The sequence below is a fragment of the Burkholderia sp. PAMC 28687 genome (genome assembly GCF_001577465.1).
In the GTDB taxonomy this organism is placed as follows: domain Bacteria; phylum Pseudomonadota; class Gammaproteobacteria; order Burkholderiales; family Burkholderiaceae; genus Caballeronia.
In genome coordinates, this window is the sequence record NZ_CP014506.1 from 973559 (window position 1) to 999174 (window position 25616).

Here is a 25616-nt window from a genome sequence, read left to right on the forward strand (position 1 = left end):
ACACCTCACAAGGCCCCACGATGAACTACGAACACCTCTTTGCCGATCTCGCCACGAAGACCATCCGCATGGCGCTGGTCGGCCCGAAAGGCGGTTTCGGCCGTTCGCTGCTGGTGCAATGCCGTGCGTTGCCTGCACTCGAAATCGCGGCGCTTTGCGACCTCGACCTGGACGGCACGCTCGCTACGCTGGCATCGCTTGGCTTTGCTGCCGACGCCGCGCAGGTCTGCAACAACGCAGCCGATGTCCGCGCTGCTCGCGAAGCCGGCCGCATTGCGCTGGTGGGCGACCATGCGTTGCTCGATGACATAGCGCTCGATATCGTCGTTGAAGCAACCGGCCAGCCGGAAGTCAGCATCAAGATTGCGCAAGCGGCGCTCAGACGGGGCGTGCATGTCGCGATGGCGACCAAGGAAACCGATTCGGTCGCAGGACCGTATCTGAACCAGCTGGCGCTCGAAAACAATGTGGTCTACACGACGCCTGACGGCGACCAGCCGAGCAACCTGATTGGCCTCGTCACCTGGGCGCGCGTGCTTGGTTTCGAGGTCGTTGCAGCGGGAAAATCAAGCGAATACGACTTCATCTACGATCCCGATGAAAAGAGCATCGGGTATCTGGATCAGCGTCACGCGGCATCGCTCGCTTCATGCTGGACACTGGGCGACGACATTCCCGCCACGCTCGCGGCGCGCAGCAAGGCGCTCGCCATGTTGCCCCAGAGCGCGACGCCGGATTACTGCGAGCTCAACGTGGTCGCCAATTCCACGGGCCTTCTTCCCGCCGCCGATGCGCTCAACTATCCGCTCGCACGCCTGACCGAACTTGCGGACATCTTCGTGCCGAAGGAAGACGGCGGCATTCTGGAGCGCACGGGCGTGGTCGATGTCTTCAACTGTCTGCGCCGGCCCGACGACGTCAGCTTCGGCGGCGGCGTGTTCGTCATCGTCCGGTGCAAGGACGACGAAACCTGGGAGCTGCTGCGCCAGAAAGGACATCTGGTCAACAAGAACGGCGGGTATGCGTGCATCTACTTGCCGTATCACCTGATGGGTCTCGAAACGCCGGCAAGCCTCTTTTCCGCGGTGCTGACCGGCCGGCCGACCGGCAGCAGCAAGCAGTTGCCGCATGCCCGCATGGTTGCGCGCACGAGCCGCGATTTCAAGGCTGGAGAGACGCTCAGCATGGGGGGCCATCACCATACGATCGATGGCGCCGACGCGCTTCTGATCGACCAGGCGAAGGCCGGCAACGCCGCACCGTTCTATCTCGCGGCGAACAAGCGCCTGACGGCGGATATCGCGAAGGGCACGCTCGTGCCGCTCGATGCGCTCGATCTGCAGGGCTCGGCGCTGTACGACGCGTGGCAGCGCAATCCGTCGCTGTAAGGACCGCCATCGAACTGCTCGCCGCGTTGCGCGCGGCCCTCGGCGCGAACCGGTAGCAAATAAAGCGGTTCTTATATCAACAAGGAAGAGACATGCAGACCGACATACACGCAACCGGCGCCCGGCACTCGATCCGGACGCTCCTCGCTACCACGCGCTGGCGCATGGTCCTGCTGCTGTTCGTGCTGTACACGGTGAACTGCATCGACCGGATGTCGTTGTCGGTGGGCATGCCTTCCATCGTGCATGAGTTCCATCTCAGCGCGACCATGCAGGGCCTGATTCTCTCGGCGTTCTTCTGGACCTACAGCACCTTTCAGATTCCCGCCGGTTGGGCCGCCGACCGGTACGGCGCGCGCCGCATGATCGGCATCTCCGCCGCACTTTGGGGCGGCTTTCAGTGTCTTGCCGGCTTCGCGGTCAACGGCGTGACCTTGCTGTTGACGCGTATCGGGCTCGGCGTGTTCGAAGCGCCCTACATGCCGGCTGCTACCAAGCTCACGGCGTCGTGGCTGCCGCCGGCCGAACGCGCGCGCGGCGTCACGCTGATCGACAGCGGCGCGCCACTTGGCTCCGCCATCGGCGGTCTTGCAATCAGCGCGCTGATCTCGCTGTCGGGATCGTGGCGCTCGGCGTTCATCATCGTCGGGGTGGTGACGGTGGGGCTGGGACTGATCGTGTACCGGTTGCTGCGCGATACACCCGAGCAACATCCGCATATCGACGCCATCGAAAAAGAGCACATCCGCGCCCAAAAAGTCGCCGCCGGGGAAACGCCACGTGCGAAAAAAGCGCCGCTTTCGCGCGGCACGATAGCCGCGATGGTCGTCGGGCGCATCGGCTGGGCGATGGTATTTTTCGGTCTCGTCACGTGGGGGCCGAACTATCTGTCCGTGGGACGCGGGCTCGATATCCGCAGCATGGGCTTTGCAACTTTCCTGATCTTCCTGGCGGGCGCGATTGGAGAGGTGTTGTCGGGCATGACCGCCGACTGGCTGCAAAAGCGCTTTGCGCGCGGCACCGCGTTCAAGATCCTGTTCGGGCTGTCCGGCGGCATGTCGCTCGTGTGCCTGCTCGCGCTGCCGTTCGTCGATGATATTCGCCTCGCCGTTGCCGTCCTGGCGTTAGGCGTATTTTTCCATCTCTGGGGCGGGCTGTACTGGCTGATTCCCGCCATGCTCGCGCCTCAGGAACAGGTCGGACTGGTCGGCGGCGTGATGAACTTCGCCGGAACGGGCGGTGCGATCATCGTACCGATTGCAGTCGGCATGCTGGTCGACATGACTGGCGGCTACAACGCGGTCATCCTGTTCTTTGCTGCGGCCGCGCTTACCTATCTGATCGGGTCGCTGCTGATCGACTTCGGTCAGAAAGCGCCGGGAGGGCAGGCATGAGCACGCATCTGCATACGCTTTACGACGGTCCGATAATCGATGCGCACCAGCACTTCTGGGACCTCGGCGCAAATCATTACCCGTGGCTTGCGCCCGACACGCTCGTGCCGCATCGCTACGGCGATTATTCGCGGATCAAGCACGACTATCTGCCGGCCGATTATCTGCGCGATGCCGCCGGTCACGATGTCATCGGCAGCGTCTATGTCGAAGCTGAGTGGACGCCCGACGATCCGCTCGGCGAGACGGCCTATGTCTCGCAGCTTGCTGCGACAACCGGCCGCCCGAACGCGATGGTCGCCCAGGCGTGGCTCGACCACGACAACATTCAATCGCTGCTCGCCGGACAGGCGCGCTTCGCGCTCGTGCGCAGCGTGCGCCACAAACCGGGTGACCCCGATGCATCGGGCCGCACGCTGATGTCCAATACCAGATGGCGCGACGGTTACAGTCAGCTCGCGCGGCACGGCCTGCATTTCGATCTGCAGGCGCCGTGGCGGCAACTCGCCGAAGCTGCAAGGCTTGCCGGGGATTTCCCGGACACGCTGCTGATCGTGAATCACGCCGGCGTGCCGGGCGACCGATCGAGCGCCACGCTCGCGGGCTGGAGCAGCGCACTCGAAGCACTCGCGAACTGTCCCAACGTCGTGGTGAAGGTGTCCGGGCTTGGCCAGGCGGGCAAGCCGTGGAGCGTTGAAGCGAACGAGCCGGTGCTGCACACGCTCAACCGGACCTTCGGTGCCGATCGCCTGATGTTCGGCAGTAATTTTCCCGTCGATGAACTCTTTGGTTCGCTCGACATGCTCATCGGCGGCTTCAAACAGCTCGTAAGCGGCTGGCCGCCGTCGGAGCAACGTGCATTTTTCCACGGTACCGCCGCGCGGGTGTATCGCCCGAGCGGTCTGACGGAACCGAAAACAAGGAACGCCTCATGACCTCGCAGCCGCACAACGAACTGGGCTTCGACCTTCCCATCTTCGATGCTCATCATCATTTCTGGGACCTCTCCGACGGCACGTTCCCGTGGCTTACCGACGAATACGACACGATTCCAGCGACGACCTGAATCACTGCCCAATATGTTCAAGCCTCCTCTACAAACCGAGTGGAAGGGCAAGTGGTCCTTTACCTCGACGATCGGTATGGCGGGTATCGCAAGGGCGTGGTCGCGAGATTGGCAAACTTATCAGTACCGCCAGCACGGCCGCCATCGTTATGCGTTCGACAACACTTACTCCTCGACTCGATGGACGGTGCATGGCGACACCCGCGTTCGCGAAGCGGTGGCGCTGCGCGATTACTGAACTATATCGCCGGACACAGGCGATTCGGCCCGACTGATCAGGCCCGCGTACACGCGTGGCTGGATCAACGCTTCCGGCCGCAGCGCTTCGTCGAGCTGCGCCTTGGTAAGCAGTCTTCGACGCAAAACGACTTCACGAATTGTTGTTCCCAGTGCATTCGCTTCAGCTGCGACGGACGTCGAGTTCTTGTAACCGATGTACGGATTGAGCGCCGTCGCGAGAGCAAGCGATCGATCGAGCGTTTCACGCAGTTTCTCTGGATTCGCGGTGATGCCCTTGATGCATCGCTCAGCAAGCGTCGTGCATCCGTTAGTAAGATGTTTGAAACTACGAAACAAGCTGCTCGCGATGATCGGTTCGAACGCGTTCAATTGAAGCTGACCGCCTTCGGCGGCGAATGTCACGGTAATGTCGTTGCCAAATACTTCAAATGCGATCTGATTCATGACTTCCGGAATGACCGGATTGACTTTACCGGGCATGATGGATGAGCCGGCCTGCATAGGCGGCAGATTGATTTCGCCGAATCCCGCGCGCGGTCCGCTTGATAGCAGGCGGAGGTCATTGCAGATTTTCGAGAGCTTGACCGCAATCCGCTTGAGCACGCCGGATATCTGCACGAAGGCCCCGCAATCCTGGGTCGCTTCGATGAGATTAGGCGCTGTGCTAAGTTCGAGTCCCGTGATGCGATTCAACGCAACTAGCGCCTTTTGCGCATAGTCGGGATGGGCGGTGATCCCAGTGCCAATAGCAGTCGCGCCCAGGTTGATCTCACGAATCAGCACGGACGCTTCGCCAAGGCGAGCCATGTCTTCCTCCACCATGACCGCGTAGGTCGAGAACTCCTGGCCGAGGGTCATCGGCACTGCGTCCTGCAATTGCGTCCGGCCAAGTTTGAGCATGCCCGCGAACTCGAGCGCTTTCGCGGCGAACGCTGCATGAAGTATCGTCATTGCTTCGATCAGATGCTCGATCGCAAAGAGAGTAGCGATGCGAAGCGCGGTGGGATAAACGTCGTTCGTGCTTTGCGCGAGGTTGACATGCTCGTTCGGATGAAGAAAGCCATACTCGCCGCGTTGGTGGCCCATCAGTTCGAGCGCGCGATTGCAGATGACTTCGTTCGCATTCATGTTCGTCGATGTTCCTGCACCGCCTTGAATGATGTCGACGACAAATTGGTCGTGCAGCCGTCCGTCTCTGATCTCGATGCAGGCAGCGGAAATCGAGTCGTACAAGGCCGGCGAAAGCAGACCGAGTTCTGCGTTCGCCTCGGCAACCGCCTGCTTGACGGCGGCAAGAGCAACGATCAGTTCTGGATATGACGACACGGTGCTCCCCGATATCTGGAAGTTCTCTTTTGCCCGTAGTGTATGAACGCCGTAATAAGCATCCTGAGGGACTTCCCTTTCGCCTAACAGGTCGGATTCGATGCGAAATTTCTGTGCTGCCACGATGTGTTCCTTGAGTGCTTTGGTTTGAAGCGGTCATGTGTCAGACCACCAACAGCGTTCGTTGACTATTGCTAATTGCCAAGCGCGTTAGCGATCAGAACGCAGCGTTGTGCAAGGACGTTCGTAGGATCGACGATCGTCACTGACACTCCACCAACGTCAAAAGCGTCCGCTTGCCCGATGATCAATGGCAGTTCGGTGCAGCCGAGAATCATGACCTTCGCGCCGCGGTCGCTGAGATGCTTTATCGCAGCAATCAGGTCTTCCCTGCACTTCCCTTCGGTGAAGCCGGCTTTCACACCGCAAGGCCCGTAGATCGCGGCCATAACCTTTTCCTGGAACTCAGGTTCGGGCGTGAGAACGTCGAGTTCACGTTCCGAGACGTTGTGATAGATGCGGCTTGCGACGGTTCCAGACGTCGCGAGAAGTCCGACTGTGCATCCAGCACCAAATCGATCGACGATGTAGGAAACAGTCTCTCTGAGCATGTTGATGATCGGGACGCCGAGGTATGGCTGAATCCTTTCGACAAACGCGTGTGCGGTGTTGCAGGGCAGCGCAATGGCGCTTGCTCCACCCGCCTCCAGCCGCACGCAGGTTGCGTACAGCGCGAGCGTCGGGTCTTCTGCTTGATGCAAAAGATGCGCAGTTCGATCCGGAATCTGAGGGTTATGTTCGACAAGCATTTTGATGTGATCCTGGTCTCTGCGTGCGACCGTGTTGCGTACGACCTTGTCCATGAAATCGACGGTGGCAGCAGGGCCGATACCACCGACGATTCCTAGTTTGAAACGCACCTTCCTTTGGTCGTCACAGAAGCGGATCGCGAAGTCCGCGTAGACCCGGTGAACGTCCACGACCTCAACTCCTTGAGTGGATCCGGAGCCGGCTGCCACAAGTTCAGAGAAGGTCGCAACGATGATCGAAGCACCTTGTCGCTTAAATTCAGCGCAGACTTCATCGCTGAACGTCAACGCGCTTTTCGCAGTGCCAGATCCGCCTGATTTCTGCAGCGCGCCAAATGAAGAATGTATGACGCGATATGTGTCGGACAGATATCTCTCAAACAATTCCGATTGACGAACGCAATCTGACGTCGCAATGCCGATTGAATCTCCCGGCGCGGCGACTGTCGCGAGGTGTTCGCGGATGGCAACCATCATGTCAATGACCGGCACATCAAGTTCCGACGTCAACTGATCGAGGAACGTATAAGCCTCGAAATCAGGAATTAAAATTCTGTCGACGCTTCGCGCTTCGAGCGATTGACACACCTTTAGTAGGCGAAACTTCTGGGCCGCGACCTCGGCAACAGAAGATGCCTGCCTCGAAACATCAAGAAAGAGACTCTGCTCCGTGACAAATCGGAAATCGTCACTGTTCTCTCGTACAATCGGGTTGTCCAGGAGACATGACATCAAGTCAAGGCTCCGCGAACCGCTCGAGCTGCTCGCCACACCGAGCGTTTTTGGATTCATGCCGGACCTCGCTTCCATGACTTAATGAGCCGCTGGCTTCGCGCGCCACGTGAGCGATACAAGGAGCGCGGCCAATCCGGAAACAAGAAGCGCGGAATATGCCCATACATACGAGCCTGGCCTCAGATCGACCAGCATGCCCACTAGGGCCGGCGCGATGGCGGCGGCAACCTGGCCACCAAAGTTGATAAGGCCGGCAGCCGATCCAACCGACTCGTCTGGCATGTGCTTGAGCGGAATCGCAAAGACAGTTCCGTAAATGACGGTGTAGCCCACAAGGCACAGTGTCCACAGAACAAGTAGCGAAGGCAACGAATCGGCGAAGGCCATTAGTGCAAAAAAGACCACAACCGCGCATGCGCCGCACATCATGAAGAGTCGCTCGCGTCCTTGGCCTACCTTGTCCAGCATCCAACCAACGATGTTCAGGCAGACGAACGCGACCACGTATGGTCCGGCAGACGCGAGGCCGGCGTGCAAGATATCAATGTGACGAGTTTTGACCAGGAACGAAGGCATCCACGAGATCAACGCTACATAGACGACGTTGCTGAAGAAGAAGATCAACATCGTCTTTCGAAGCATCGGCGAGCGGAATACCGTGCGGAATGCAAGCTTGCCAGCGATTTTCTGACGAGGCGGCGCACGTTTGATGGCCAACCAGAGCACAACCGCGACGACAATCCCCACGAGACCAAACACGTGATACGCGTAACGCCAGCCATGGATATGAACCAATGCGGCGATTGCGCTGGATCCGACTGCGCTGCCAAGGAACGAAGCGCCGATAACGAGCGATTTCGCCCGAGCCCGTTCGCCACGCGGAAATGCTTCGGCAACCGTCACTGTACTGGCTGGTACAAACCCGCCTTCTCCGATGCCGAACAAAACTCGGATCACTATGAGGGAGGCGAACGTTGCGGCAAAACCCGTGAGTCCTGTGAAGACCGACCAGCAAGCAACAGAAAAAACAAGAACCGTTCTTGATCCGAAGCGGTCACTAAGTTGCCCCGCGATCAATTGCATGAGCGAAGCTCACGTAGAACGCACTCAACAGTAAACCCGCAGACTGAGCATCGAGGTTGAAGTCCTTCGAGATAGGGACAATCGAGATGCTCATTGCCATGCGATCGGCATTGGCCAATATCCACGAAATCAGAAGCATTACGAGCACGAACGCTTTTCTCTTGCCAGGGTAATTCGTGATTTTTGTTGAGTCAGAATCAGTCGCTGACGAAGAGGGCATCGCGTTTTGTTCAATTGGATGGTTCATGGGCCTGGTCTCGCGAGGGGGAATGATTGCGCCGTTTAAAAAAACCTGATCGAACGTTGATCTAGGCGCCGCGTCGCCGGATAACCTGGCCGGCATGCATGTCCATCGATATTCCGTTTTCGCAAGCAAGCTGCCCGTTGACGAACACGACGTCGATCCCCACGCTCACTTGCGTCGGATGCTCAAAAGACGCGCGGTCTTCGATGCGACTTTCGTCGAACACGACGAGATCAGCGTAATGCCCTTTAGCGATCAGTCCGCGGCCCTTCAAGCCAAAGCGGCGCGCGCTCAGCCCGGTCATCTTGTAGATCGCCGTCTCAAGGGAAAACAGGCGCCGGGTACGCACGTAGTGGCCAAGCACACGCGGAAACGTGCCCCATAGGCGTGGATGCGGGCTCTGGTCGTGCGCTAAGCCGTCTGAACCTACCATCGCCATCGGGTGCGAGAGAATGCGCTCTACGTCCTCATCGCTCATCGCGAAGTACACCGCTCCCGCAGGAGACAAAGCGTCTGCCAAGGATTCGGGATCAGTGCCTCGGGCTTTCGCAAGCTTGAACAGGGATTGCCCGGCCGCGGTCGGGTCTGCTTTCGACCACGTCACGAGTACCTCATCCGACTGTCGCACGCGAGACGCCAACAACATGGTTGACGACGCGTTGTACGGATAACAGTCAAAGCAAACGGGTTGATGCCGGGACGCTTGCTCGATCATGGCGAGCGTTTGAGCTGAGCGGCCGTGGTTATCACGACCCACGAGCTTGTGATGCGAGAGCACGGTATCGATGTTCAATGCACGGCCGATATGCATTGCTTCGCGCATGGCATCGTCGATCGCATCGCCTTCGTCGCGTAAGTGCATCGTCACGATACCGCCTGCACGAGTCAGTGGAGCACCTACAGCAATGACTTCGGCGGCCGTTGCGTGTCGAGCGGGCGGATAGTAAAGCCCAGTCGACATGCCGATTGCGCCCGCCGTGAGCGCATCCTCCAAATCTTTCGACATGCGCACGGCTTCATCATGAGTGGCTTCGCGATCCAGGCGGCTCATTTGACGAACGCGCAACGTGGAATGTCCGACCAGGCACGCGGCATTCAGCGCCGGCCGAGCGCGTTCCAATTCATCCAGGTAGTCGCTGAAACGTTCAAAACGCCATGCGTCGTTGCCTAAAAGATCCAACGGTGGCGGCGGCTTTTGAAATACGAGCGGGGCGAGACTGATGCCGCAATTTCCCGTGATAACCGTCGTCACTCCTTGTGATAGCTTTGGATGTGGGCCGTCGGCCACATCAAGCAGCAGGCGGTCGTCGTGGGTATGCACATCGATAAAACCAGGCGCAACGATGCGCCCGGTCGCGTCGTAACGTTTGTCGGCAAGGAGTCCACTGAGGTCGCCAAGTTGGACAATCTCACCGGCACGAATGCCGACGTCGCACCGCCTCCGAGCGTCTCCCGTGCCATCGATAACTGTTCCGCCTTCTATAACGAGATCAAACATTCAAGTATCCAAATTAGTTCGGTAAAGCATCTTGCGAGCATCATCGATTCACCAATTTTGATTGGCAAACCACTTTTCCTCCGGTTAACATGAGGAAACCTCATGCAACGCCGCGAGCTTCACTGAACGGACGCGAAAAAGCTCGCAACATTCCTGCTTTTTCTTCATGGATAATCATGTTTCATGCACCTTCGACGCAGTCGCTGCTTTGCTTCGAGGCAAGCGCGCGGCTGCGGTCTTTCACTGCTGCGGCGAAGGAACTACACCTGACCCAAGGCGCAATAAGCCGACAGATTCAAACACTGGAGGAACGCTTGGGCGTACCACTGTTTGTCGGACGCCGCGACGCCATGGCGCTCACTGACGCCGGGCGTGAGTACCTCGCTGAGATTGCACCGCTGCTACAGCGACTCGAACGAGCCACCGTGAACGTCATGGCGCTCAAGGGACGGGGCGGCTCGTTGTCGCTGTCCGTGGGGTCATCGGTGGGAAATTATTGGCTCATTCCTCGACTGCCTGAATTCACGCGTGAGCATGGTGAAATCACGCTGAATTTGAGGACGCGCGTGGGCGCTGTCGATTTTGGAGCGACGACCGTGGATGCGTCGCTGGAATTCGGCGATGGCCAGCGACAGGGGCTGCATAACGACTTCGTGGTGCCGTTGCAACTGTCGCCGTATGCGGCACCTTCGTGGATCGCGATGCACGGTGAAAGGGTCGATGCGCGGACGCCAAAGTCAGCACTGATCCAGCATCTGACGCTTCCAGAAGCGTGGGAAGGGTGGTTCGAGCGTGAAGGCATAGCCGGCGCTGCAGGTCGGGATGGTCCGAGGTATGAGGTCATGTCGATGGCACTGAACGCCGCAGTCGCCGGAATGGGGGTCGCGCTTTTACCGTCATATATGGCCGACGATTTGGTCTCGGCGGAAAAACTGGAACGCATGTCGGACCAGATCTGGTGCTACCCCAAAGGTTACTACCTCGTATATCCGAAGGTTTCAGCGCAAATGAAATCGTTGCAGATTTTTCGGCAGTGGCTGCTCGGACAACACGAAAAGGCTTAAGCGACGCGATTCTGCTTTAAATTTACAGCGACACGCGAAACCCATGACCCGAACTAGCAGGCACTTCCAAAGCAAGTAGGTCGATTCCCGGCCAAACTCGCGGATCCCTGCTGACTGTGGTTATCTGCATGTGACAGGACTGATGCACGCGTACGGGTTTGTTGATTCAGCACTGCAGAGATCACTCACTGAAAAGAGATTTCAATTGAAAAATAAATCGCGCAGCAGAGATGCGGCGGATTTTCAACGAATCTCGGCCGGCCCTCTTCCTGGTGGGCGATCCTCAAGCGCATGCGGCCGACCATTGCCGTCTACTTCTGCATGGTCGGTCAAACACGCTGTTTTTCAGCTGGATGCCGATTTTCTTCATGCAGTCGCAGCACCTCGACATCAAGAGCTCGGCTATCTATTCATCGGGCGTGTTTCTGGCCGGCGTGCTGGGCGATGTATCGGGCGGACTGATCAGCGACTTCATTCTCAAGCGCACTGGCCGCATCACGCTGGCTCGGCAGGGCGTGATTGCGGTCAGCCTGCTTGGCGGCCTTGCGTTCTTCGTGCCGGTCCTCATCAGCCACAATGTCATGACGATCACGCTGTGCCTGAGCGCAGCATTCTTTTTCCTCGAATTGACCATCGGGCCGATCTGGGCTGTTCCAATGGACGTTGCACCGCGAGAAGCGGGCACTGCGAGCGGCATGCTTAATTTTGGCGCGGCGATTGCGACCATCATTTCGCCGATCGTGTTCGGGGCGATCATCGACAGCACCGGAAGCTGGACCTTGCCCTTTGCCGGCGCGATTGGTTTTCTTCTGGTGGGCGCGATCATGACACTCTGGATTCGCCCGGACCGGAAGGTGGCGGACCTGCAGGCATTTCATACCGTGGCGACCATGCGCTGACGGGAGTTTTAGTGGCCTACACGGTGACAGCGCAAAACCGAACAAAGCGCGAATGCTTCATTTGGTGCCCGCCTAGCTGACGAGCAAGCGCATCGAGCGCGGCCACAATCCGGGCTTGCGCGGAATCACGCTCGATCGTTCCCCTCGCGGCAAGCCCGCCATGTCGCTGCATAAAAGGTGCGGGCTCCGCTGATAGGACGGGGGCTTGGTCTGCGTCAGCTGTCTACCTGGCCGTGCAGCATCGTCGACATCAGAAAAAGGGCCGAACAACGAGTTCAAGGCCGAGGACGACGAGGAGGATCAGGAACCAGCGGCGGAAGGTGGTGATGCTTATATGCTTGCGAATTGCGGTCCCGCCCCACATGCCTAGCAGCGCCGGGACGACAGCAACTGTGGACAGCGCAATATTTCCAGGATGGAATGCTCCGCCGCGGGCCAGTCCCGCGGTAAGCGCTATGGTCGAGATCGTGAAAGATAGTCCCAGTGCCTGAATCAGGTCGTCCTTACTGAAGCCGAGTGCCTGGAGATAAGGGACAGCGGGAATGACAAATACTCCCGTTCCTCCGGTGATCACGCCTGTCATCAGCCCAATGACTGGCGATAACCAGCGCTCCGTACGCGCCGGCACCGACAATGGTTTTGCCAAGAGACTGTGTACGGCGTAGAACACCAGGGCGGCGCCCAGTCCAACGCCTGTCCATCTAGTGCTGGCGCTCGTCAGAAGCGATGAGCCGGCGATGGTGCCCACCACTATGCCAAGCATCATGAGCCACAACCTTTTGATTAGCGAAACGAAGTCCGGCCCTGTGAAGAGCTGCCAGAAATTGGTAACGAAAGACGGGATGATCAAAAGCGACGCGGCGCTGACGGGCGACATGACCACGCCGAGGATACCCATGGCAACGGTAGGCAATCCCATTCCTGTCACCCCCTTGACGCCGCCGGCGAAGAAAAAGGTCAATGCGATGATCAGGACGGTCGGAGAAAAGTAATCATTCATTTGATTCCTTGGCTTGGAATATTTCGCGTGAACAGAATTTGGTTGGTCCGATGACACTGCCAAGGTTACGGGCGCGATCAGATACGCAAGAAGCGGCTTTGACCAAAGCGTTGGCCTGTGTCCGTCTTTCTTGCGCGATTACCTAACTAAAGAGTGGTCTTGCGTGAAGTATCCTAAGTGCCATTCATGCTCTTCACAATCGGGCATTTCCGATGGCAGACTTAGACAAAGCCGAAGGCAGACTATTGCGTTTCGACTCGATCGATATGCGGTTGTTTCTGGCGGAAAAAATGCGCCGTGATGAGAACCGGGACTGCATCTAAGCCTCGGGGTATTGCAGGACCGGTGTGAGGTAGTTACAGCCGTTCGCTTGGTTGTGCTTCCAGACGTCAGGTGGCAATTGCAAGCGAGCCCGTATCAACGCCGAGCTGTTCTTTAAGGCCATTCGATCCTTTCGACGTAACCTGAACAGCGCGCGATGATTCAGAGCGCCGCAGCCAGCCGCTGGAACATAGCAAGCTCATGAATTGCGCACCCAGCGGGCCGGCGAGGTGATGCTCCCGCTCGGTCCAGTCGAGGCACTGGCGCGCAAGGCCGCGGCGGCTCGGCTTGAGTCTCGTCACATCCAGACCCATGCGGAAAAACCATTCGATGCCATCTGGCGTCATGTCGTATCGCTTGTCTGCCGAAGCAATCAGGAAGCCGCGTGCTAGCAGGCCGTGAGTGATAGCGACACCGATGCGCCCCGCCAAGTGATCGTAGCAGCAGCGCGCGAACTGAAGCCTTTGCGCCTCCTTACTTGGGGGCTTGCGTCGCATGACTTCTGTCACGCCGATAGAGGCGAGATTTTCCAGCACTGAGGCGACGTGAGAGCCGCCCAACCGGTAATAGCGGTGCCGGCCCTCCGTTTCGACTACCAGCAGGCCGCCCGCAAGAAGCTTTCCCAAATGCGAACTGGCGGTCTGTGGTGTTACGCCGGCGGCAAAGGCCAGCTCGCCGGCAGGCCGGGCACGTCCGTCGAGCAGGCTCATGAGCATGGCAGCACGGGCCGGATCGGCGATCAAGAAGGCGGCGGAAGCGATATTCGGTTGCGGGTTCATCGGCGAACTCCATGGATGTCCGGTCAAGATAGCACCGACGCTGCTCGCATGTTTCGATACGTGTCGAAACATCTTGCATCGAACCCACCTTAGACTTTCGATCATGCTCACGATGGGAGTCAACAATGACCGAAAGCTACGATGCCGAAATCCTCCACGTCTACGAACGCTGGCACGAAACGATCCTCGGGCGCGATCTCGACGGCCTGATGGCGCTCTATGCCGAAGACGCGATCCTTGAAACCCCTCTGATCCTGGCGACCCTGAAAGACAAAGCGCAGGGCATCCTGAAGGGAAAATCCGAGATCGGGGCATTTTTCGAGGCCGGCCTGAATAAGTTGCAGAACGATCTGGGTCGCTGGTATCGAACGGGAACGTTCTTCTCCAATGGCCGGCAACTCACCTGGGAGTATCCACGCAATACGCCCCAAGGCGATCAGGTCGATCTTGTAGAGGTGATGGACATCACCCACGGGCTGATCGCCCATCATCGGGTCTACTGGGGCTGGGTCGGTTTCAAGGCGCTCGTTGCCGCCCTCGACGAGCCCGCCACGTGAACGCGCCGGATTCGGAGAGTAACGGCGCTCTCCAACGTTGGGTTCTGGCGGCAACCAGCGTCAGCTACGTTGTCGTCCTTTTGGACACGTCGATCGTCAATGTCGCCCTGGATCGCATTTCAGCGCCGATGGCGACCCAGATCGCGGGTCTGCAATGGGTAATGACGCCTATACGTTGGCATTCGCCAGCATGCTGCTGACGGGTGGCACGTTAGGCGATCGCTGGGGGGCGCGAAACGTCTACTTTGCCGGCCTGGTGATGTTTACGCTCGCCTCGTCGATCTGCGGGTTAGCGCCGGGTTTGCCGAGTCTCATTGCCGCCCGTGTCCTGCAGGGAGTGGGCGCAGCCATGCTGGTGCCGTGCTCGCTGAAGCTCATCAACCATGCCTGTCCAGATCCGGAGCAGCGGGCACGCGCAGTCGGCATATGGGTTGGTTGCGGCGGGGTTGCGATGGCGGCTGGTCCTCTGATCGGCGGTGTTCTGATCCATCTGTTCGATTGGCGCAGCATCTTCTACGTGAATGTACCGATCGGATTAGTCGGCTTATGGATGACATGGCACATTGCGAGTGACGAAAGGCCAGCCGAGGTCGGCCGTTTCGATCCTCTCGGACAAGTGACTGCGATCGTCGCGCTTGGCGCGCTCATCGGGGTGCTTATCAGTGGACGCTCGATCGGGGTCGTCGGTGACGACGATTGCCCCTCGCCCCACATACCCCCGTACCAGGTCCCAGGCCTTCAACTCTTGATAGGCGGCAGTGACGGTGGTACGGCTGACGCCCAGTTGCCCGGTGTAAGAGCGGTCTGATGGCAATTGCGACCCCACTCAGATGCGGCCGGTACGGATTGCGTCAGCGAGGGCCACAGTCAATTGAACGTAGAGTGGCTGGGAAGCGTCGGGATTGGGCTGGAAACCAAGATTGTCCAGCGTTGCAGTCACCGCCATGTCGGGTTCCGTTCGTAGGTCCAATTTTGAATTGGATATTAACATTGGCCGGCAAACCATATAGATTTGCCAGACCTCTACTGCGAATGGCCTTCTGCCTGGGATTGCCGCACGCCTGAATACGCTTTTTTGCGCCGGCCAAGCGTCGCTGCGCGAGTGAGCGACCGTACGCACGCTGATCGGTGAGTGCGTCCATATGGAAAGCGTCGGCATTTGCTGCGCGGAGGTACGATAGTCATTGAAGATGGGGCGGTTGCTTGCTGCTACGGCGGCTTATTGGCTCGGATGGATACGACGATGATCACAGAATTTGCCGCCTGCGATTGCTTGCGCTAAGCGCACGGAGACGCCGCTTTAAAGAAGGCTTGGGAACACACCTTTGACGGGTTCTTCCATGGCCTCAACATGGACGTGGATCGGCTTTCCTCCAAAGGCGTCGTGCCGCGCGACCCTCGGGTAGCGTTGATCGAAGGTCAGGCCGTCGTGCTCGGAGCAAATGCAATGTTGCTGCGCCGCTCGGCGGACGCGCTTACGGCATGCTGTCTCGCTTGACACATCAGGAACCAGGGAACAACGAATGAATGTCCTCAAGATTGCTGCATTCTCAGACGGGGACGCCGGGGGGAATCCCGCAGGCGTCGTCATTGCCGATGAACTTCCGACGAGTACCGAAATGCAGCGAATCGCAGCGGAAGTTGGATTCTCCGAGACGGTTTTTGCCGCTGAGGCTGGCAGTAGCTGGCGGGTTCGCTACTTTTCACCGGCATCAGAAGTGCCGTTCTGCGGACATGCAACCATCGCCCTCGGCGCGGCGATGGCACTGAGGCATGGCGACGGTGCATTCGCCCTCGTGCTCAACCACGCTGAGATAACCGTCGAGGCACGGCGCACCGGCAACCTCATCCTGGCCACCCTGCAATCTCCGCCCACGCGCAGCAGCCCGGCGCCGGCCCTGCTCGTCTCCGCGGCGCTGCGTCTGTTCGGGTTCACGGACGACGACCTGGACCCCAGGATCCCGCCCGCCCTCATTCATGCAGGTGCAGATCATCTCGTGCTGATGCTCGAGAGCCGCCGGACATTGGCGGCGATGAAGTACAACTTCGATGCTGGTCGCGAGCTAATGATCCAGGAAGGATGGACAACCGTCCTGCTGGGGCACGCTGAGACACAGCAGCGGTTCAACACGCGCAATGCGTTCGCCTATGGTGGCGTGTACGAAGATCCGGCAACCGGCGCAGCAACGGCTGCTTTCGCCGGGTACCTGCGCGACATCCGGTGGCCGCATGCGGGTGCCATCGAGGTCGTTCAAGGTGAAGACATGGGTATGCGTTCTTGCCTGCGAGCGGAAATCACTCCGGCCTTGGGCAGTTCGATCCGCGTCTCCGGTACCGCGCGGATCATTCCATCCTGAACGGCCATGTTAAAGAGGTGACTACCATGCTCAAAATCTTCGGTAAGTCCTTGTCCATCAACGTGCGCAAAGTGCTTTGGCTGTGTGCCGAGATGGAATTGACTTATGAGCACGAGCAATGGGGTTCAGGTTTCAGGTCGACTGAAGCGCCAGAATTCGTGGCGCTGAATCCCAATGCAATGGTGCCCGTGATCAAGGATGGGTCGTTCGTGCTGTGGGAGTCGAACAGCATCTGCAGATATCTCGCGAGCCGTAACGGCCGAAGCGACCTTCTGCCGACGGATCCTGAAGGTCGGGCGCGCGTCGAGCAATGGATGGACTGGCAGGCCACGGAGTTGAACAACGCGTGGCGCTTTGCCTTTATGGCGTTGGTTCGCAAAAGTCCTGCGCACACCGATCCGCACGTGCTTGCTGCGAGCGTCGCCAACTGGAATCGACACATGCGGATGCTCGACGCGCAGCTTGAAAAAACCGGCGCATTCGCAGCGGGTCATGGCTTTACGCTTGCCGACGTGGTGCTGGGACTGTCCACGAACCGGTGGTATATGACGCCAATGGAGCGTCCGGATCTGCCCGCTGTGCACGCCTATTTCGAACGCTTGAGCCAGCGTCCGGCGTTCCTGCTGCATGGGCGAAATGGCAACCCGTGACGTCTCGCGACATCGCATTTACGACGCTGCGAACGAATCGGTGATTTCACTTCACCGCGTCATACAACTGGTTGAAGCGGATATCTCCTTACGACTCGGCGTGAAAGGGATCCGGCGGGCACGGCAGCCACCCTATGGAAGGTTGGAGTTGGAGGAATGCCATCTCGGGTTCAGCGAGGGGACGTGATTCGCCTGTGACGCGGCGACCGAATCTGGTTGATTATTGACACGGATGGATCCGCCGAAATCCGCTTGACGAACGCTTTTGATCAGAAGCGATGGGCACGTCGTCGATCGCGCGGTGTCGTTTTGGCGCGTTCCCCTCGGGGCGTTGCTGTTGCGCGGAATCATGACTAACGTAACGAATCCGAAGGTACTTCTCTTTTATGTCGCGTTTTTACCCCAGTTTGTTGAAACGAGCAGCCCGCAAAAAACCGCCGCATTTTTTGTGCTCGGCAGCGTAATGGTATTGCTGGGCTTTCTCAATGATTCCGTCGTGGCATGCTGCGCGGCCATGGTGGCGCATTCCCTCAGAAGGCGATCGATCGTCAGCCGCTGGCTTAACCGCGTCATCGGAGCGACGTTCGTGGGAATGGGTATTCGCCTTGCCGCAGCAACACGTCAAACCATTGACTGCCGGGAAAAGCCAAAACGCCGGAGTTACAACCTTGCCGGAATTCGATCGGCTCAACACAACTAGCGATTGGCTATTAAGCAGAGCAGCATATTTGATCGAGCTATTTTCGTGAGGTCGAAGCGTGGGACGCTGGAGTTCATTCCAAGGCTGGACGGCAGATCTTTTCCAGCAATAAATTCACGACGCTCATATCTTGTGTCTTGGTATAGCGCACATGAAAAAGCGGAGATGAAATATTGACGGCTGAAGCAAGTGTTTTGCAACTGCGTGTTCTCGCTATGGTTGCATTGCGTCGTGACAACAAACGCAAATCTTGTTTCTGTCCGGGTCTCGAAAGTATGCGCCGTAGTAGTGCGGGTGATACTGGGGCCTCAAGCCGGGTGCGCCTTCACATGAGCCTCCAGTCGCGAGAGCACTGGCGTGCGCGTTATTGACTGCGCTGCGATCAGGAGCAAGCAACGCGATCATGTGGCCATTTCCACTGCGTGCCGAATTGCCGTCATACGGCCGGCCGATCAGGAACAGGGGACGGGGGGTGGACTCCGCCATCCATCCCGCCCATTGTTTATCTCTCTCACAAAACTTCAACTGGAGTCGCAGATCTCCCAGAACTGCTGAGTAAAACGTAAAGGCACGGTCAAAGTCGGTAATACCCACGAATACGTGTGAAATCATTGTCATGTTCCTTGCAACAGGCGTTGGTTCCCGGCTGCGATCTCCTTAGTCCAAGGTAGCTCTGCGGTGCAATATGCGTGACGTCATGCTGCGCATGCCGATACGAACGCGTTGACGATCGGTGCAGGCTGCTCCCTGAGCGCTGCGCGCTCGGGTTGAAAAAGTGTCGCAACGAAAAACGGATGTTGAACCATTTCGATAACACGTACGTCGCCTGCCGCATCGTCTCCGGCGACCCGTAACGGGCCTGAAACCAGCGACGTTCTGAACTCGGGGTTAAGTCCATAAGGACAACGGTAGCCCTCAGCTATTTCGCTGACTCCATAGGCGGCAGCGATGTGAGTGCCTGGAAACAAACGCACGAGATCCATGGTTTCAACCAAGGCGCATTCAAGTGGTGAAATCACTGCGCGCGCGGCGCCCGGCGCCGTTTCCGCATGTTCTGCATCCGCCCAGCCAAGCACGTTGCGAGCGTACTCAATGATGGCATGCTGAAATCCCCCGCAGGTACCAAGGAACGGAGTTGCGCTTTCTCGGGCGTGGCGAATGGCAAGGAGTGCGCCTTCCATGTTTTGGTAAGGGCTCGCGGGGACACACCAGATTCCATCGAACGAAGCGATACGCGAAACCGATGCGATTTCGACAGTCGGAATCCATTCAAAATCGACTTCGATCTGCATCGTGTCGGCCGCGCGCTTTAAAGCGTGCGGAATAGCCAAGTGAGCCGGCACCGAATCATCATAGTCACCGACCAGGGCGACAGTAACTTTTGTTTGCATCCTTTTTGCTCTCTTCATTGATCTGCAGTGTGCGAGTACAGCGTGGTCTGCCCTTCGCGCCCTGCTGTGACTTCGAATTTTTCGAGACCATGCCGACGCACACATTCTAGCGGACGGCCGACTTAGAGAGTTCCCTTGATGTTCATGGAGTCTGCGCGGATAGCTACCATTATTGATGCGTTACTTCCTGAAAGGCGTGAAGCGCCGACAAGCTGCAGTAAAGGCCTCGTCTCGGTCTGCATCGCGGTTTCGTTTTTGCTCTTGCAAAGAGCAAGTCATCGGGCGCCAGTCTTGACGATAAACCCCGCAAGGTCCGTACGCACCGAGCGGGCTTTCAGCCATTCGAGCGGGATCTGCCATAGCGAAGCTTCGAAGCGGCTATGGAAAAATGCAAAGTGGCCTATCTCGGGATACCCCATCGTTTCCGGGGCAATACGCAAATGGGTAATCGGGCTGTTCCGGAAGTAGGCGAGCAAACGTTCGATTGCCGAAGCCGTGCCGAATTCGTCATCGGTTACGCTGAGTGCGAGCATGGGTCCATGAAACGTCGCAAAGCCCTCGACAAGTTTCGCCCGCTCCTCCTCCGTCAACGCATGGGGACCATTCCGGAACGCATCCTCGAAACGGGGTTCGCGCGCAGTCCAGTCGCGTACCACCCCGCGCGGCGTGTCTTCCATCCAGCCGAGCATGCCACCGGGGAAATAGCCGAGAATGGCCGTGAATGCCGGCATGACTGCGTGCCATTTTATCAGCATGCCTAATCGTTTATGACTGGCATAGTCGCGCCAGTGAGCGAATTGGGCGCCCATGGTGAAAACGCGGTCGATCAGATGATTGGATGGGGCCAGTCCTACCAGAACGCCGCCTATGCTATGCGCGACGACTTGCACGGGCTGGTGAGGAAACGTGCTGAATGCCATCTGCAATACCGCTTCGAAATCAAGACGTCCCCAGTCCAGCCATCCTGCTTGCAAGCAGCGGAGGGACGCCGGGCGCGAACCGCCTATGCCTCGATAATCATAGGTAACGACGTTGAATCCGTGCTTACACAGGAACGCGGCGAAGCGTGAGTAATAGCTGCATCGGACCGATGTGGCGGGTTTGATGATGACCACGGGCCGGGGTCCGCCAGCATCAGGCGCGTCGTGATGGAGCCATATCTGGCCCTTCAGCGGGTAGCCGTCCTCCGCATGTATCGTGATCGGCGCAGGCTGGACCTCATTCATTTTTTTCTCTTCTGTGAGGGTTTAGCGGATAGCTCGAATACCTGTTCATCGATTCGCTCTTCCAGGTCAGGCGAGTCTCAATGAAGAACGAGCCGGGCCGCACACGGAAACGTAACTACGCTGGCAATGGTAGACAGGAGAATGGCCGCCGACACCCGTGGCGGATCGGCGTCATACCGTTGCGCGAGCACGTAGATATTTCCGGCTGAGGGCAAGGACGCGATCAGAACGCCTGCCTGTACCCAGAACGGTTCAAGCTTCAAAACGTACTTGAGAACAAGCCATGTCAACAGCGGATAAAAAAATAGTTTCACGAGACTGATCAGGCATGCGGCAACGGCGGTGTTCCGGTCCAGACGCTGCAAGGCGAGGGCGCCCCCGAGCGCGAAGAGCGCCGTCGGACCGGCTGCGCCGCCCAAAAACGCGAGGAAGCGCGCGATCGCATCAGGCAGTGCGACGGCCGTGCCTGCAAGTACGGCGCCCAACACGATTGCCGCAACGACCGGATTCAACATCGTGCCCCGGAGGATCAGCGAAACGATGCCATGCCTGGCGTTGCCATTCGCGCCCATGAGCACGCCGCCGAGCGAAAGAAGCACCATGATCTCTGCGAGGATCGCCATCGCCAGCGGGCCCGCCCCACGCTCGCCGAAGAGGGCGAGCATCAGAGGCGGCCCGAGGAAACCCAGGTTGCTGACGGTGGCAGTGGTCGCATGCGCGCCCGCCGCCGCGACCGTGCGCGCAGCGGCCAAACGAGATGCGAGCAGAACCAGCACGAAGACGATTACACCAGACGCAAGGTAGCCCGCATAAAAGCTCGGATTAAATGTCTGACGCAGCGGCTGCGCCGCGATGAGCCGCAGAACCAGCGCTGGAAGCGCAAAACGAAACGAGAATACGTTGAGCGCATCCAGTGCGCCCGAGGTCAGGAGATGCGCACGCGTGGCTGCCCATCCCACTCCGATGACTCCGAAGACCGGCAAGCTGAGCAGAAAGAAGCCGATCATTCTTGCAGGCCGCTGCGCGCTTCGATTGCCGTGAGCACAGCGACCATGTCGGCCTTTCCGAGACCAAGTGCCAGTGTTTCGCCATAGAGTGCGTGGCAGACGTCCAGCAGCGGCGAGGCAATACCGTTCTCACGCGCCGCCTCGGCGATCAGGCGGTTGTTTTCCAGCACGTTGGAGATCGCGGCCTGAACCGCGAAATTCCGGTCGATGAGTTTCGGCGCCTTTACACGAGATACATCGCTTGCCATCGGCCCGGCATTCAGTACGGCGAGGAACTGGCTGAGATCTAGGCCGTTGCGCTCGGCGAAATGCACGGCTTCGGCTAGCCCGGTGACGAGTGCGATCAGGAACAGGTTGACCGACAGCTTCATCAGAAGGGCGTTGGGAACAGGTCCGCACACCATGGTCTCGCGGCAAATGGGAGCGAGCAGCGGGCGGAGCGCTTCCACGGTAACCGCGTCGCCGGCAAGCATGGCGACAAGTTGCCCCGCTTCGGCAGGTTTGCGCGATCCCGAGACGGGCGCCTCGACGTAGCGCCCGCCGGCCGAGCGGATCTCGGCCTCCAGGCCACGTGAATAGGCCGGAGAGGTCGTGCCCATGTGGACGATCGTACGGTCGCGTACGCGGGATGCGAAGTCGAGACCGCCACGGTCGAGTACCGCGTCAATGGCGGCGCCATCGACCAGCATCAGAATGACTGTCGAGGCGCGCGTAAAAACCTCCGCCGCATCTCGTGCAACCCATGCGCCGGCAGCGGCAAGCGTCCCGGTCTTCGCCTGAGTGCGATTCCAGACCACGAGCGACGTGCCGACTGTAGCCAGGTTCAGCGCCATGGCCTCTCCCATTGCGCCGAGCCCGATGAAACCGACCGTCTGTATTGTCATGGTCTTCCGTCAATCACTTAGGTGCATCGCACTGTATTCCTCACTTTCGAATTAGAAAAACGATATTTTTTGATATCGCACATTACGATACATAATACGTCCGTTCCGCGGAATCCCGACGTCAACCTTCTTTGGACTTTCGTAAGGGGCGGTGAGCCATCAGACCAAGCGGCTTGAGCGATCGTCCGATTGGTATCAATGAGGTGGCCATTCAGTCGCCGACAATTCGCCGCCAGCTCGCGAAATTTCTCAACGTCCGGGACACAAAACGACGGCTGCTCGCTTTACCAACCCGGTTCGGCAGAGCCCAGGCGCGATGCCGGAAGCCGCCAGGCCAGAGCTACGCCGTTCACTGACACAGGCGATCTGCAGCGTTTCGCCGGTCCCCATTCTGTCTGCTCGAGCGAAGCGCAAAAGTCGCCGTTGCTTATAGTCAAACCCTCAGCCGCACTTGGCGTCCGAGGCAGGTCGATCAACGACTGCGCGGTTCGCGCAAGCGATAGCCTGGCCGTCGTTGCCCGATTTTCTGTGAGGCGCCAGATGAAAGACCGGACCACAGCCGCAGCCATCAGATAGCCAGTTGCCTGGTCGATCGCTTGAACGGGCAGCGGCACCGGACGATCCGCCTGTTTCCATTGCATGCCGCCATGCGCAATTCCTGAGCTCATCTGCACCAGGCTGTCAAAGCCTCGGCGGCCACTCCACGGACCGCTCCATCCATAGGCGTCGAGTGACACATCGATGAGTCCTGGGTTGATTGCGCGGCGCGCGGCTTCTGTGTAGCCCAGTTGATCGAGGGCGTCGGGCCGATAACCATGAACCAACACATCGGCCTTCGACAATGACTGCTCGAATATCTCCCGACCATGTGGCGTTTCAAGGTCCAGTCGTGCACAGCGCTTGCCGAGCGTGACCTCGGGTATCAAAGCCGGCTCGTCCCATCCCGGTGGATCGATTCTCAAGACGTCCGCACCATATCCCGCAAGAAAGCGGGTTGCGACCGGACCCGCAAGAACGCGGGTCAGGTCGAGCACTTTCATGCCTGCAAGCGGTCTCGCTTCTTCAGGCTGCCACGCTGGCGGGTCGGTCGCAGCGGCGACGGACGACAACGCAATCAGCGGCTCAGATGCCACTGCCTTGCCTTGAGGATGGGCCTTCCATGCGTCGCTGGTTCGCATCGCGGCGGCACAGCCTTGCTGCTCGACGACCGCAGTTTCGAGTTCTTCGGCGGACCAGCCTGCGACTGCGCCTGCCACGGCAGACTTGTTGTCGGCACATTGCAGCGCACTCAGCGCCGCCGCTTTGTGATGAGGCGCGTTGGTATGCAGTCTGATCCAGCCATCGCGGGTTCGATAGTCCCCGGCGATCGTGTCCCAGGCGGCGGGCAAGGTCCAGCCAACGGGTTGAACTGACCAGCCGAACCAGAGCGAAGCAAGTCTTCGGTCGATGACGACCTCGGGCGCGCGGTCAAGCTGCATCTTGAGCAATTCCCCGATCGCGACGCCGGCTGCCGCTATTGCTTCAGCGGCAAAGTCGGCGACAGGGAACGCAGAAGTGAGTTCGCCCGAGCCTTCCGAGGTGACACGCGTCAGCGCATCGGTGGGGAATTGAAGCGCCTGTAAGGCGGTCTCCAGAAATCTCATCGATAAATTCGTCACGCTGCCCTCCTAAAAAAAACCGATTGCCGCCGCAACGGTTGTCGTCAAGCTGCCGCGAATTCCGATATCGAAAGACTGCGCAGCTGTTTCGACGCCCAGCATAAACTTGATAAAGTTGACGTCAATCTTGATTTGAATCGTCAATGTCAACACGGTGATTACGATGGGCTGGATTACGGCAGCAGAAGCACTTGGCATGTTGGGCGTCCGTCCGCAGACGCTTTACGCAAACGTAAGCAGGGGGAAAATCCGCGCGCAACCGGACAAGGCTGATAGCCGCCGCAGCCTCTACCATCGCGAGGACGTACTGCGAATGGCGAAGCGTAGCAACGGTCGAAGGAAAGTCGAGACGGTCGCCGCCCAAGCCATTGAGTGGGGTGACCCTGTGCTGCCGTCGGCCATATCCACGGTGATCGATGGACGGCTCTGGTATCGCGGTCTGGACGCTGTTGCGCTTTCAGGAACGGCCTCGCTGGAAGACGTCGCCGCTTTGCTGTGGGACTGCCCGGAGGCGCCCCGTTTGCGACCCGCGACCAGGGGCGATCGTGTCATTCATGGCCGTGGCGGTTTCGGTGGCGCCTTGCGTGCGGGACTCATTGCGTTGTCGGAGCGAAGCGCAAACGACCTGCCGTCAATAGGCCGTGCGCTGCCAGTTCTCCGCGAAGAGGCGGCAAGCGTGCTCGTGACCTTAGCCCAGGCGATGCTTGGAAACGAAGAGTCAAGCGGCGACCGCCCGCTGAGCGAACATATCTCGACCTTATGGGCACGCAGGGACGCGGAGGACATGATTCGCCGTGCGCTTGTCCTGCTTGCAGACCATGAACTGAATGCATCCACGTTTGCCGCGCGCGTGACTATTTCGACGGGCGCTTCCCTGGCGGCAGGGATGCTTGCGGGGCTTGCGTCACTGACCGGTCCACTCCACGGGAGAGCGTCGCTGTCGCTCAATGCGCTGATCGCATCGACAGAGCGTCTTGGCGTTGAGCAAGCCGTACGCGAATGGCTGGCGCAGGGACGGACGTTACCGGGGTTCGGACACCCGCTTTATCCGGACGGCGACGTCCGGGCCGCCGCGTTGCTGGAGTTGCTGCCAACGCGTAGGGCTTATACGGAACTCCTGGGCTATGTGGCGCGTTCTGTTGGTGAAGCGCCTAATATCGACTTCGCGCTCGCCGTCATTGCCGAGACATTCGACTTGCCAGCCGAGGCGCCGTTTATCCTGTTCGCGCTTGGCCGGTGCGTCGGGTGGCTCGCACACGCGCTGGAGCAAGTGGAAGCGCATCGTCTGATCCGTCCGCGGGCACGTTATGTCGGCGTCGTGCCGGACGTTGAATAGATGC

The 25616-nt window shown here is 58.9% G+C and carries 28 protein-coding genes and 1 pseudogene; 14 read left to right on the plus strand and 15 right to left on the minus strand.

The features are described from left to right. The first annotated feature begins 20 nt into the window (after positions 1-20). The 5 genes from AX768_RS19780 (at position 21) to AX768_RS32855 (ending at position 4086) form a co-directional block, all read left to right on the plus strand. On the plus strand, positions 21-1388 hold the full coding sequence (locus AX768_RS19780) for an NAD(P)H-dependent oxidoreductase (RefSeq protein ID WP_062001760.1): 1368 nt from the start codon (positions 21-23) through the stop codon (positions 1386-1388). A 92-nt stretch (positions 1389-1480) separates the two neighbouring features. Beyond that, positions 1481-2782: an MFS transporter gene (locus tag AX768_RS19785; RefSeq protein WP_062001761.1), complete on the plus strand. Its 1302-nt coding sequence runs from the start codon at positions 1481-1483 to the stop codon at positions 2780-2782. Next, positions 2779-3717, plus strand: a complete 939-nt coding sequence (locus AX768_RS19790; protein ID WP_062001762.1) for an amidohydrolase family protein — start codon at positions 2779-2781, stop codon at positions 3715-3717. Before AX768_RS19785 ends, AX768_RS19790 begins: the two co-directional genes overlap by 4 nt. Next, positions 3714-3848, plus strand: coding sequence for a hypothetical protein (locus tag AX768_RS34115; protein ID WP_257722384.1), 135 nt, complete (start codon positions 3714-3716; stop codon positions 3846-3848). Before AX768_RS19790 ends, AX768_RS34115 begins: the two co-directional genes overlap by 4 nt. Before the next feature lie 13 nt (positions 3849-3861). Further along, on the plus strand, positions 3862-4086 hold the full coding sequence (locus AX768_RS32855; protein ID WP_144022052.1) for a hypothetical protein: 225 nt from the start codon (positions 3862-3864) through the stop codon (positions 4084-4086). Here the strand turns inward: AX768_RS32855 and AX768_RS19795 are convergent. From AX768_RS19795 to AX768_RS19810, 5 genes are all read right to left on the minus strand, one after another. Continuing rightward, complete coding sequence (locus AX768_RS19795) at positions 4080-5537, minus strand: aspartate ammonia-lyase (protein WP_062001763.1); 1458 nt, start codon at positions 5535-5537, stop codon at positions 4080-4082. The two genes, AX768_RS32855 and AX768_RS19795, sit on opposite strands and share 7 nt — an antisense overlap. A gap of 71 nt (positions 5538-5608) precedes the next feature. After that, positions 5609-7015 carry an amino acid racemase gene (locus AX768_RS19800; RefSeq protein ID WP_172811988.1) on the minus strand — a complete coding sequence of 469 codons (1407 nt, stop codon included), beginning with the start codon at positions 7013-7015 and terminating at the stop codon, positions 5609-5611. A gap of 21 nt (positions 7016-7036) precedes the next feature. After that, positions 7037-8041 (minus strand): MFS transporter, encoded by a 1005-nt coding sequence (locus AX768_RS19805; protein WP_231941415.1) that lies wholly within the window; start codon positions 8039-8041, stop codon positions 7037-7039. Next, on the minus strand, positions 8016-8288 hold the full coding sequence (locus tag AX768_RS33775) for a hypothetical protein (RefSeq protein WP_231941416.1): 273 nt from the start codon (positions 8286-8288) through the stop codon (positions 8016-8018). The genes AX768_RS19805 and AX768_RS33775 overlap by 26 nt, the downstream gene beginning before the upstream one ends. A gap of 61 nt (positions 8289-8349) precedes the next feature. Next, entirely contained in the window at positions 8350-9783 is a 1434-nt protein-coding gene (locus AX768_RS19810) for an N-acyl-D-amino-acid deacylase family protein (RefSeq protein WP_062001765.1), read from the minus strand. 176 nt (positions 9784-9959) lie between these two features. Between AX768_RS19810 and AX768_RS19815 the strand changes: the two genes are divergently transcribed. Further along, entirely contained in the window at positions 9960-10847 is an 888-nt protein-coding gene (locus AX768_RS19815; RefSeq protein ID WP_062001766.1) for a LysR family transcriptional regulator, read from the plus strand. 368 nt (positions 10848-11215) lie between these two features. Then, a complete protein-coding gene (locus AX768_RS19820) occupies positions 11216-11746 on the plus strand; it encodes a hypothetical protein (RefSeq protein ID WP_172811989.1) in 531 nt (176 codons plus the stop codon). A gap of 250 nt (positions 11747-11996) precedes the next feature. Here AX768_RS19820 and AX768_RS19825 read toward each other — a convergent pair whose 3' ends face one another. Together AX768_RS19825 and AX768_RS19830 are read right to left on the minus strand one after the other, a co-directional pair. Beyond that, a complete protein-coding gene (locus AX768_RS19825; protein WP_062001768.1) occupies positions 11997-12746 on the minus strand; it encodes a sulfite exporter TauE/SafE family protein in 750 nt (249 codons plus the stop codon). A gap of 389 nt (positions 12747-13135) precedes the next feature. Then, a complete protein-coding gene (locus AX768_RS19830; protein WP_062002352.1) occupies positions 13136-13846 on the minus strand; it encodes an ArsR/SmtB family transcription factor in 711 nt (236 codons plus the stop codon). Between the two features lie 125 nt (positions 13847-13971). Between AX768_RS19830 and AX768_RS19835 the strand changes: the two genes are divergently transcribed. Both AX768_RS19835 and AX768_RS33780 read left to right on the plus strand, forming a co-directional pair. Further along, a complete protein-coding gene (locus AX768_RS19835; protein WP_062001769.1) occupies positions 13972-14403 on the plus strand; it encodes a nuclear transport factor 2 family protein in 432 nt (143 codons plus the stop codon). Positions 14404-14593: 190 nt separating this feature from the next. Further along, positions 14594-14932: pseudogene (locus AX768_RS33780) on the plus strand (MFS transporter); the annotation flags it as partial. A 15-nt stretch (positions 14933-14947) separates the two neighbouring features. On the opposite strand, the gene AX768_RS33785 reads toward AX768_RS33780, so the two are convergent. Next, a complete protein-coding gene (locus tag AX768_RS33785; RefSeq protein WP_231941543.1) occupies positions 14948-15229 on the minus strand; it encodes a GntR family transcriptional regulator in 282 nt (93 codons plus the stop codon). Between the two features lie 525 nt (positions 15230-15754). Here AX768_RS33785 and AX768_RS33790 point away from each other — a divergent pair. The 4 genes from AX768_RS33790 (at position 15755) to AX768_RS19860 (ending at position 18110) form a co-directional block, all read left to right on the plus strand. Further along, on the plus strand, positions 15755-15901 hold the full coding sequence (locus AX768_RS33790; protein WP_155524287.1) for a hypothetical protein: 147 nt from the start codon (positions 15755-15757) through the stop codon (positions 15899-15901). 25 nt (positions 15902-15926) lie between these two features. Next, complete coding sequence (locus AX768_RS19845; protein WP_062001771.1) at positions 15927-16760, plus strand: PhzF family phenazine biosynthesis protein; 834 nt, start codon at positions 15927-15929, stop codon at positions 16758-16760. A gap of 26 nt (positions 16761-16786) precedes the next feature. Continuing rightward, positions 16787-17410 carry a glutathione S-transferase family protein gene (locus tag AX768_RS19850; RefSeq protein ID WP_062001772.1) on the plus strand — a complete coding sequence of 208 codons (624 nt, stop codon included), beginning with the start codon at positions 16787-16789 and terminating at the stop codon, positions 17408-17410. A gap of 349 nt (positions 17411-17759) precedes the next feature. Next, positions 17760-18110, plus strand: a complete 351-nt coding sequence (locus tag AX768_RS19860) for a LysE family translocator (protein WP_144022051.1) — start codon at positions 17760-17762, stop codon at positions 18108-18110. 213 nt (positions 18111-18323) lie between these two features. On the opposite strand, the gene AX768_RS32085 is transcribed toward AX768_RS19860, so the two are convergent. The 7 genes from AX768_RS32085 to AX768_RS33295 all read right to left on the minus strand — a co-directional run bounded on the left by AX768_RS32085 (position 18324) and on the right by AX768_RS33295 (position 24474). After that, a complete protein-coding gene (locus AX768_RS32085; protein WP_082779029.1) occupies positions 18324-18722 on the minus strand; it encodes a VOC family protein in 399 nt (132 codons plus the stop codon). An 83-nt stretch (positions 18723-18805) separates the two neighbouring features. Then, complete coding sequence (locus AX768_RS19865; protein ID WP_197672659.1) at positions 18806-19519, minus strand: CTP synthase C-terminal region-related (seleno)protein; 714 nt, start codon at positions 19517-19519, stop codon at positions 18806-18808. Between the two features lie 257 nt (positions 19520-19776). Continuing rightward, a complete protein-coding gene (locus AX768_RS19870) occupies positions 19777-20727 on the minus strand; it encodes an alpha/beta hydrolase family protein (RefSeq protein WP_062001776.1) in 951 nt (316 codons plus the stop codon). Between the two features lie 77 nt (positions 20728-20804). Beyond that, positions 20805-21734, minus strand: a complete 930-nt coding sequence (locus AX768_RS19875; protein WP_062001777.1) for an AEC family transporter — start codon at positions 21732-21734, stop codon at positions 20805-20807. Beyond that, the gene (locus AX768_RS19880) at positions 21731-22618 is read right to left on the minus strand and encodes an NAD(P)-dependent oxidoreductase (protein ID WP_062001778.1); all 888 of its coding nucleotides are present in this window, start codon (positions 22616-22618) and stop codon (positions 21731-21733) included. The genes AX768_RS19875 and AX768_RS19880 overlap by 4 nt, the downstream gene beginning before the upstream one ends. A 284-nt stretch (positions 22619-22902) precedes the next feature. Then, on the minus strand, positions 22903-24261 hold the full coding sequence (locus tag AX768_RS19885) for a CoA transferase (protein WP_062001779.1): 1359 nt from the start codon (positions 24259-24261) through the stop codon (positions 22903-22905). 24 nt (positions 24262-24285) lie between these two features. Next, positions 24286-24474, minus strand: coding sequence for a hypothetical protein (locus tag AX768_RS33295; RefSeq protein ID WP_162916230.1), 189 nt, complete (start codon positions 24472-24474; stop codon positions 24286-24288). Here AX768_RS33295 and AX768_RS19890 point away from each other — a divergent pair. Next, entirely contained in the window at positions 24473-25612 is a 1140-nt protein-coding gene (locus AX768_RS19890; protein ID WP_231941417.1) for a citrate synthase, read from the plus strand. The two genes, AX768_RS33295 and AX768_RS19890, sit on opposite strands and share 2 nt — an antisense overlap. The last annotated feature ends 4 nt before the right edge of the window (positions 25613-25616 follow it).

Excerpts from the sequence above, each read along its gene's own strand:
- AX768_RS19780 (WP_062001760.1), top strand. The coding sequence starts at position 21 with ATGAACTACGAACACCTCTTTGCCGATCTCGCCACGAAGACCATCCGC.
- AX768_RS19785 (WP_062001761.1), top strand. The coding sequence starts at position 1,481 with ATGCAGACCGACATACACGCAACCGGCGCCCGGCACTCGATCCGGACG.
- AX768_RS19790 (WP_062001762.1), top strand. The coding sequence starts at position 2,779 with ATGAGCACGCATCTGCATACGCTTTACGACGGTCCGATAATCGATGCG.
- AX768_RS34115 (WP_257722384.1), top strand. The coding sequence starts at position 3,714 with ATGACCTCGCAGCCGCACAACGAACTGGGCTTCGACCTTCCCATCTTC.
- AX768_RS32855 (WP_144022052.1), top strand. The coding sequence starts at position 3,862 with ATGTTCAAGCCTCCTCTACAAACCGAGTGGAAGGGCAAGTGGTCCTTT.
- AX768_RS19800 (WP_172811988.1), bottom strand. The coding sequence starts at position 7,015 with ATGAATCCAAAAACGCTCGGTGTGGCGAGCAGCTCGAGCGGTTCGCGG.
- AX768_RS19805 (WP_231941415.1), bottom strand. The coding sequence starts at position 8,041 with ATGCAATTGATCGCGGGGCAACTTAGTGACCGCTTCGGATCAAGAACG.
- AX768_RS33775 (WP_231941416.1), bottom strand. The coding sequence starts at position 8,288 with ATGAACCATCCAATTGAACAAAACGCGATGCCCTCTTCGTCAGCGACT.
- AX768_RS19810 (WP_062001765.1), bottom strand. The coding sequence starts at position 9,783 with ATGTTTGATCTCGTTATAGAAGGCGGAACAGTTATCGATGGCACGGGA.
- AX768_RS19815 (WP_062001766.1), top strand. The coding sequence starts at position 9,960 with ATGTTTCATGCACCTTCGACGCAGTCGCTGCTTTGCTTCGAGGCAAGC.
- AX768_RS19820 (WP_172811989.1), top strand. The coding sequence starts at position 11,216 with ATGCAGTCGCAGCACCTCGACATCAAGAGCTCGGCTATCTATTCATCG.
- AX768_RS19825 (WP_062001768.1), bottom strand. The coding sequence starts at position 12,746 with ATGAATGATTACTTTTCTCCGACCGTCCTGATCATCGCATTGACCTTT.
- AX768_RS19830 (WP_062002352.1), bottom strand. The coding sequence starts at position 13,846 with ATGAACCCGCAACCGAATATCGCTTCCGCCGCCTTCTTGATCGCCGAT.
- AX768_RS19835 (WP_062001769.1), top strand. The coding sequence starts at position 13,972 with ATGACCGAAAGCTACGATGCCGAAATCCTCCACGTCTACGAACGCTGG.
- AX768_RS33790 (WP_155524287.1), top strand. The coding sequence starts at position 15,755 with ATGGACGTGGATCGGCTTTCCTCCAAAGGCGTCGTGCCGCGCGACCCT.
- AX768_RS19845 (WP_062001771.1), top strand. The coding sequence starts at position 15,927 with ATGAATGTCCTCAAGATTGCTGCATTCTCAGACGGGGACGCCGGGGGG.
- AX768_RS19850 (WP_062001772.1), top strand. The coding sequence starts at position 16,787 with ATGCTCAAAATCTTCGGTAAGTCCTTGTCCATCAACGTGCGCAAAGTG.
- AX768_RS19860 (WP_144022051.1), top strand. The coding sequence starts at position 17,760 with ATGACTAACGTAACGAATCCGAAGGTACTTCTCTTTTATGTCGCGTTT.
- AX768_RS32085 (WP_082779029.1), bottom strand. The coding sequence starts at position 18,722 with ATGATTTCACACGTATTCGTGGGTATTACCGACTTTGACCGTGCCTTT.
- AX768_RS19865 (WP_197672659.1), bottom strand. The coding sequence starts at position 19,519 with ATGAAGAGAGCAAAAAGGATGCAAACAAAAGTTACTGTCGCCCTGGTC.
- AX768_RS19870 (WP_062001776.1), bottom strand. The coding sequence starts at position 20,727 with ATGAATGAGGTCCAGCCTGCGCCGATCACGATACATGCGGAGGACGGC.
- AX768_RS19875 (WP_062001777.1), bottom strand. The coding sequence starts at position 21,734 with ATGATCGGCTTCTTTCTGCTCAGCTTGCCGGTCTTCGGAGTCATCGGA.
- AX768_RS19880 (WP_062001778.1), bottom strand. The coding sequence starts at position 22,618 with ATGACAATACAGACGGTCGGTTTCATCGGGCTCGGCGCAATGGGAGAG.
- AX768_RS19885 (WP_062001779.1), bottom strand. The coding sequence starts at position 24,261 with ATGAGATTTCTGGAGACCGCCTTACAGGCGCTTCAATTCCCCACCGAT.
- AX768_RS19890 (WP_231941417.1), top strand. The coding sequence starts at position 24,473 with ATGTTGGGCGTCCGTCCGCAGACGCTTTACGCAAACGTAAGCAGGGGG.
- AX768_RS33295 (WP_162916230.1), bottom strand. The coding sequence starts at position 24,474 with ATGCCAAGTGCTTCTGCTGCCGTAATCCAGCCCATCGTAATCACCGTG.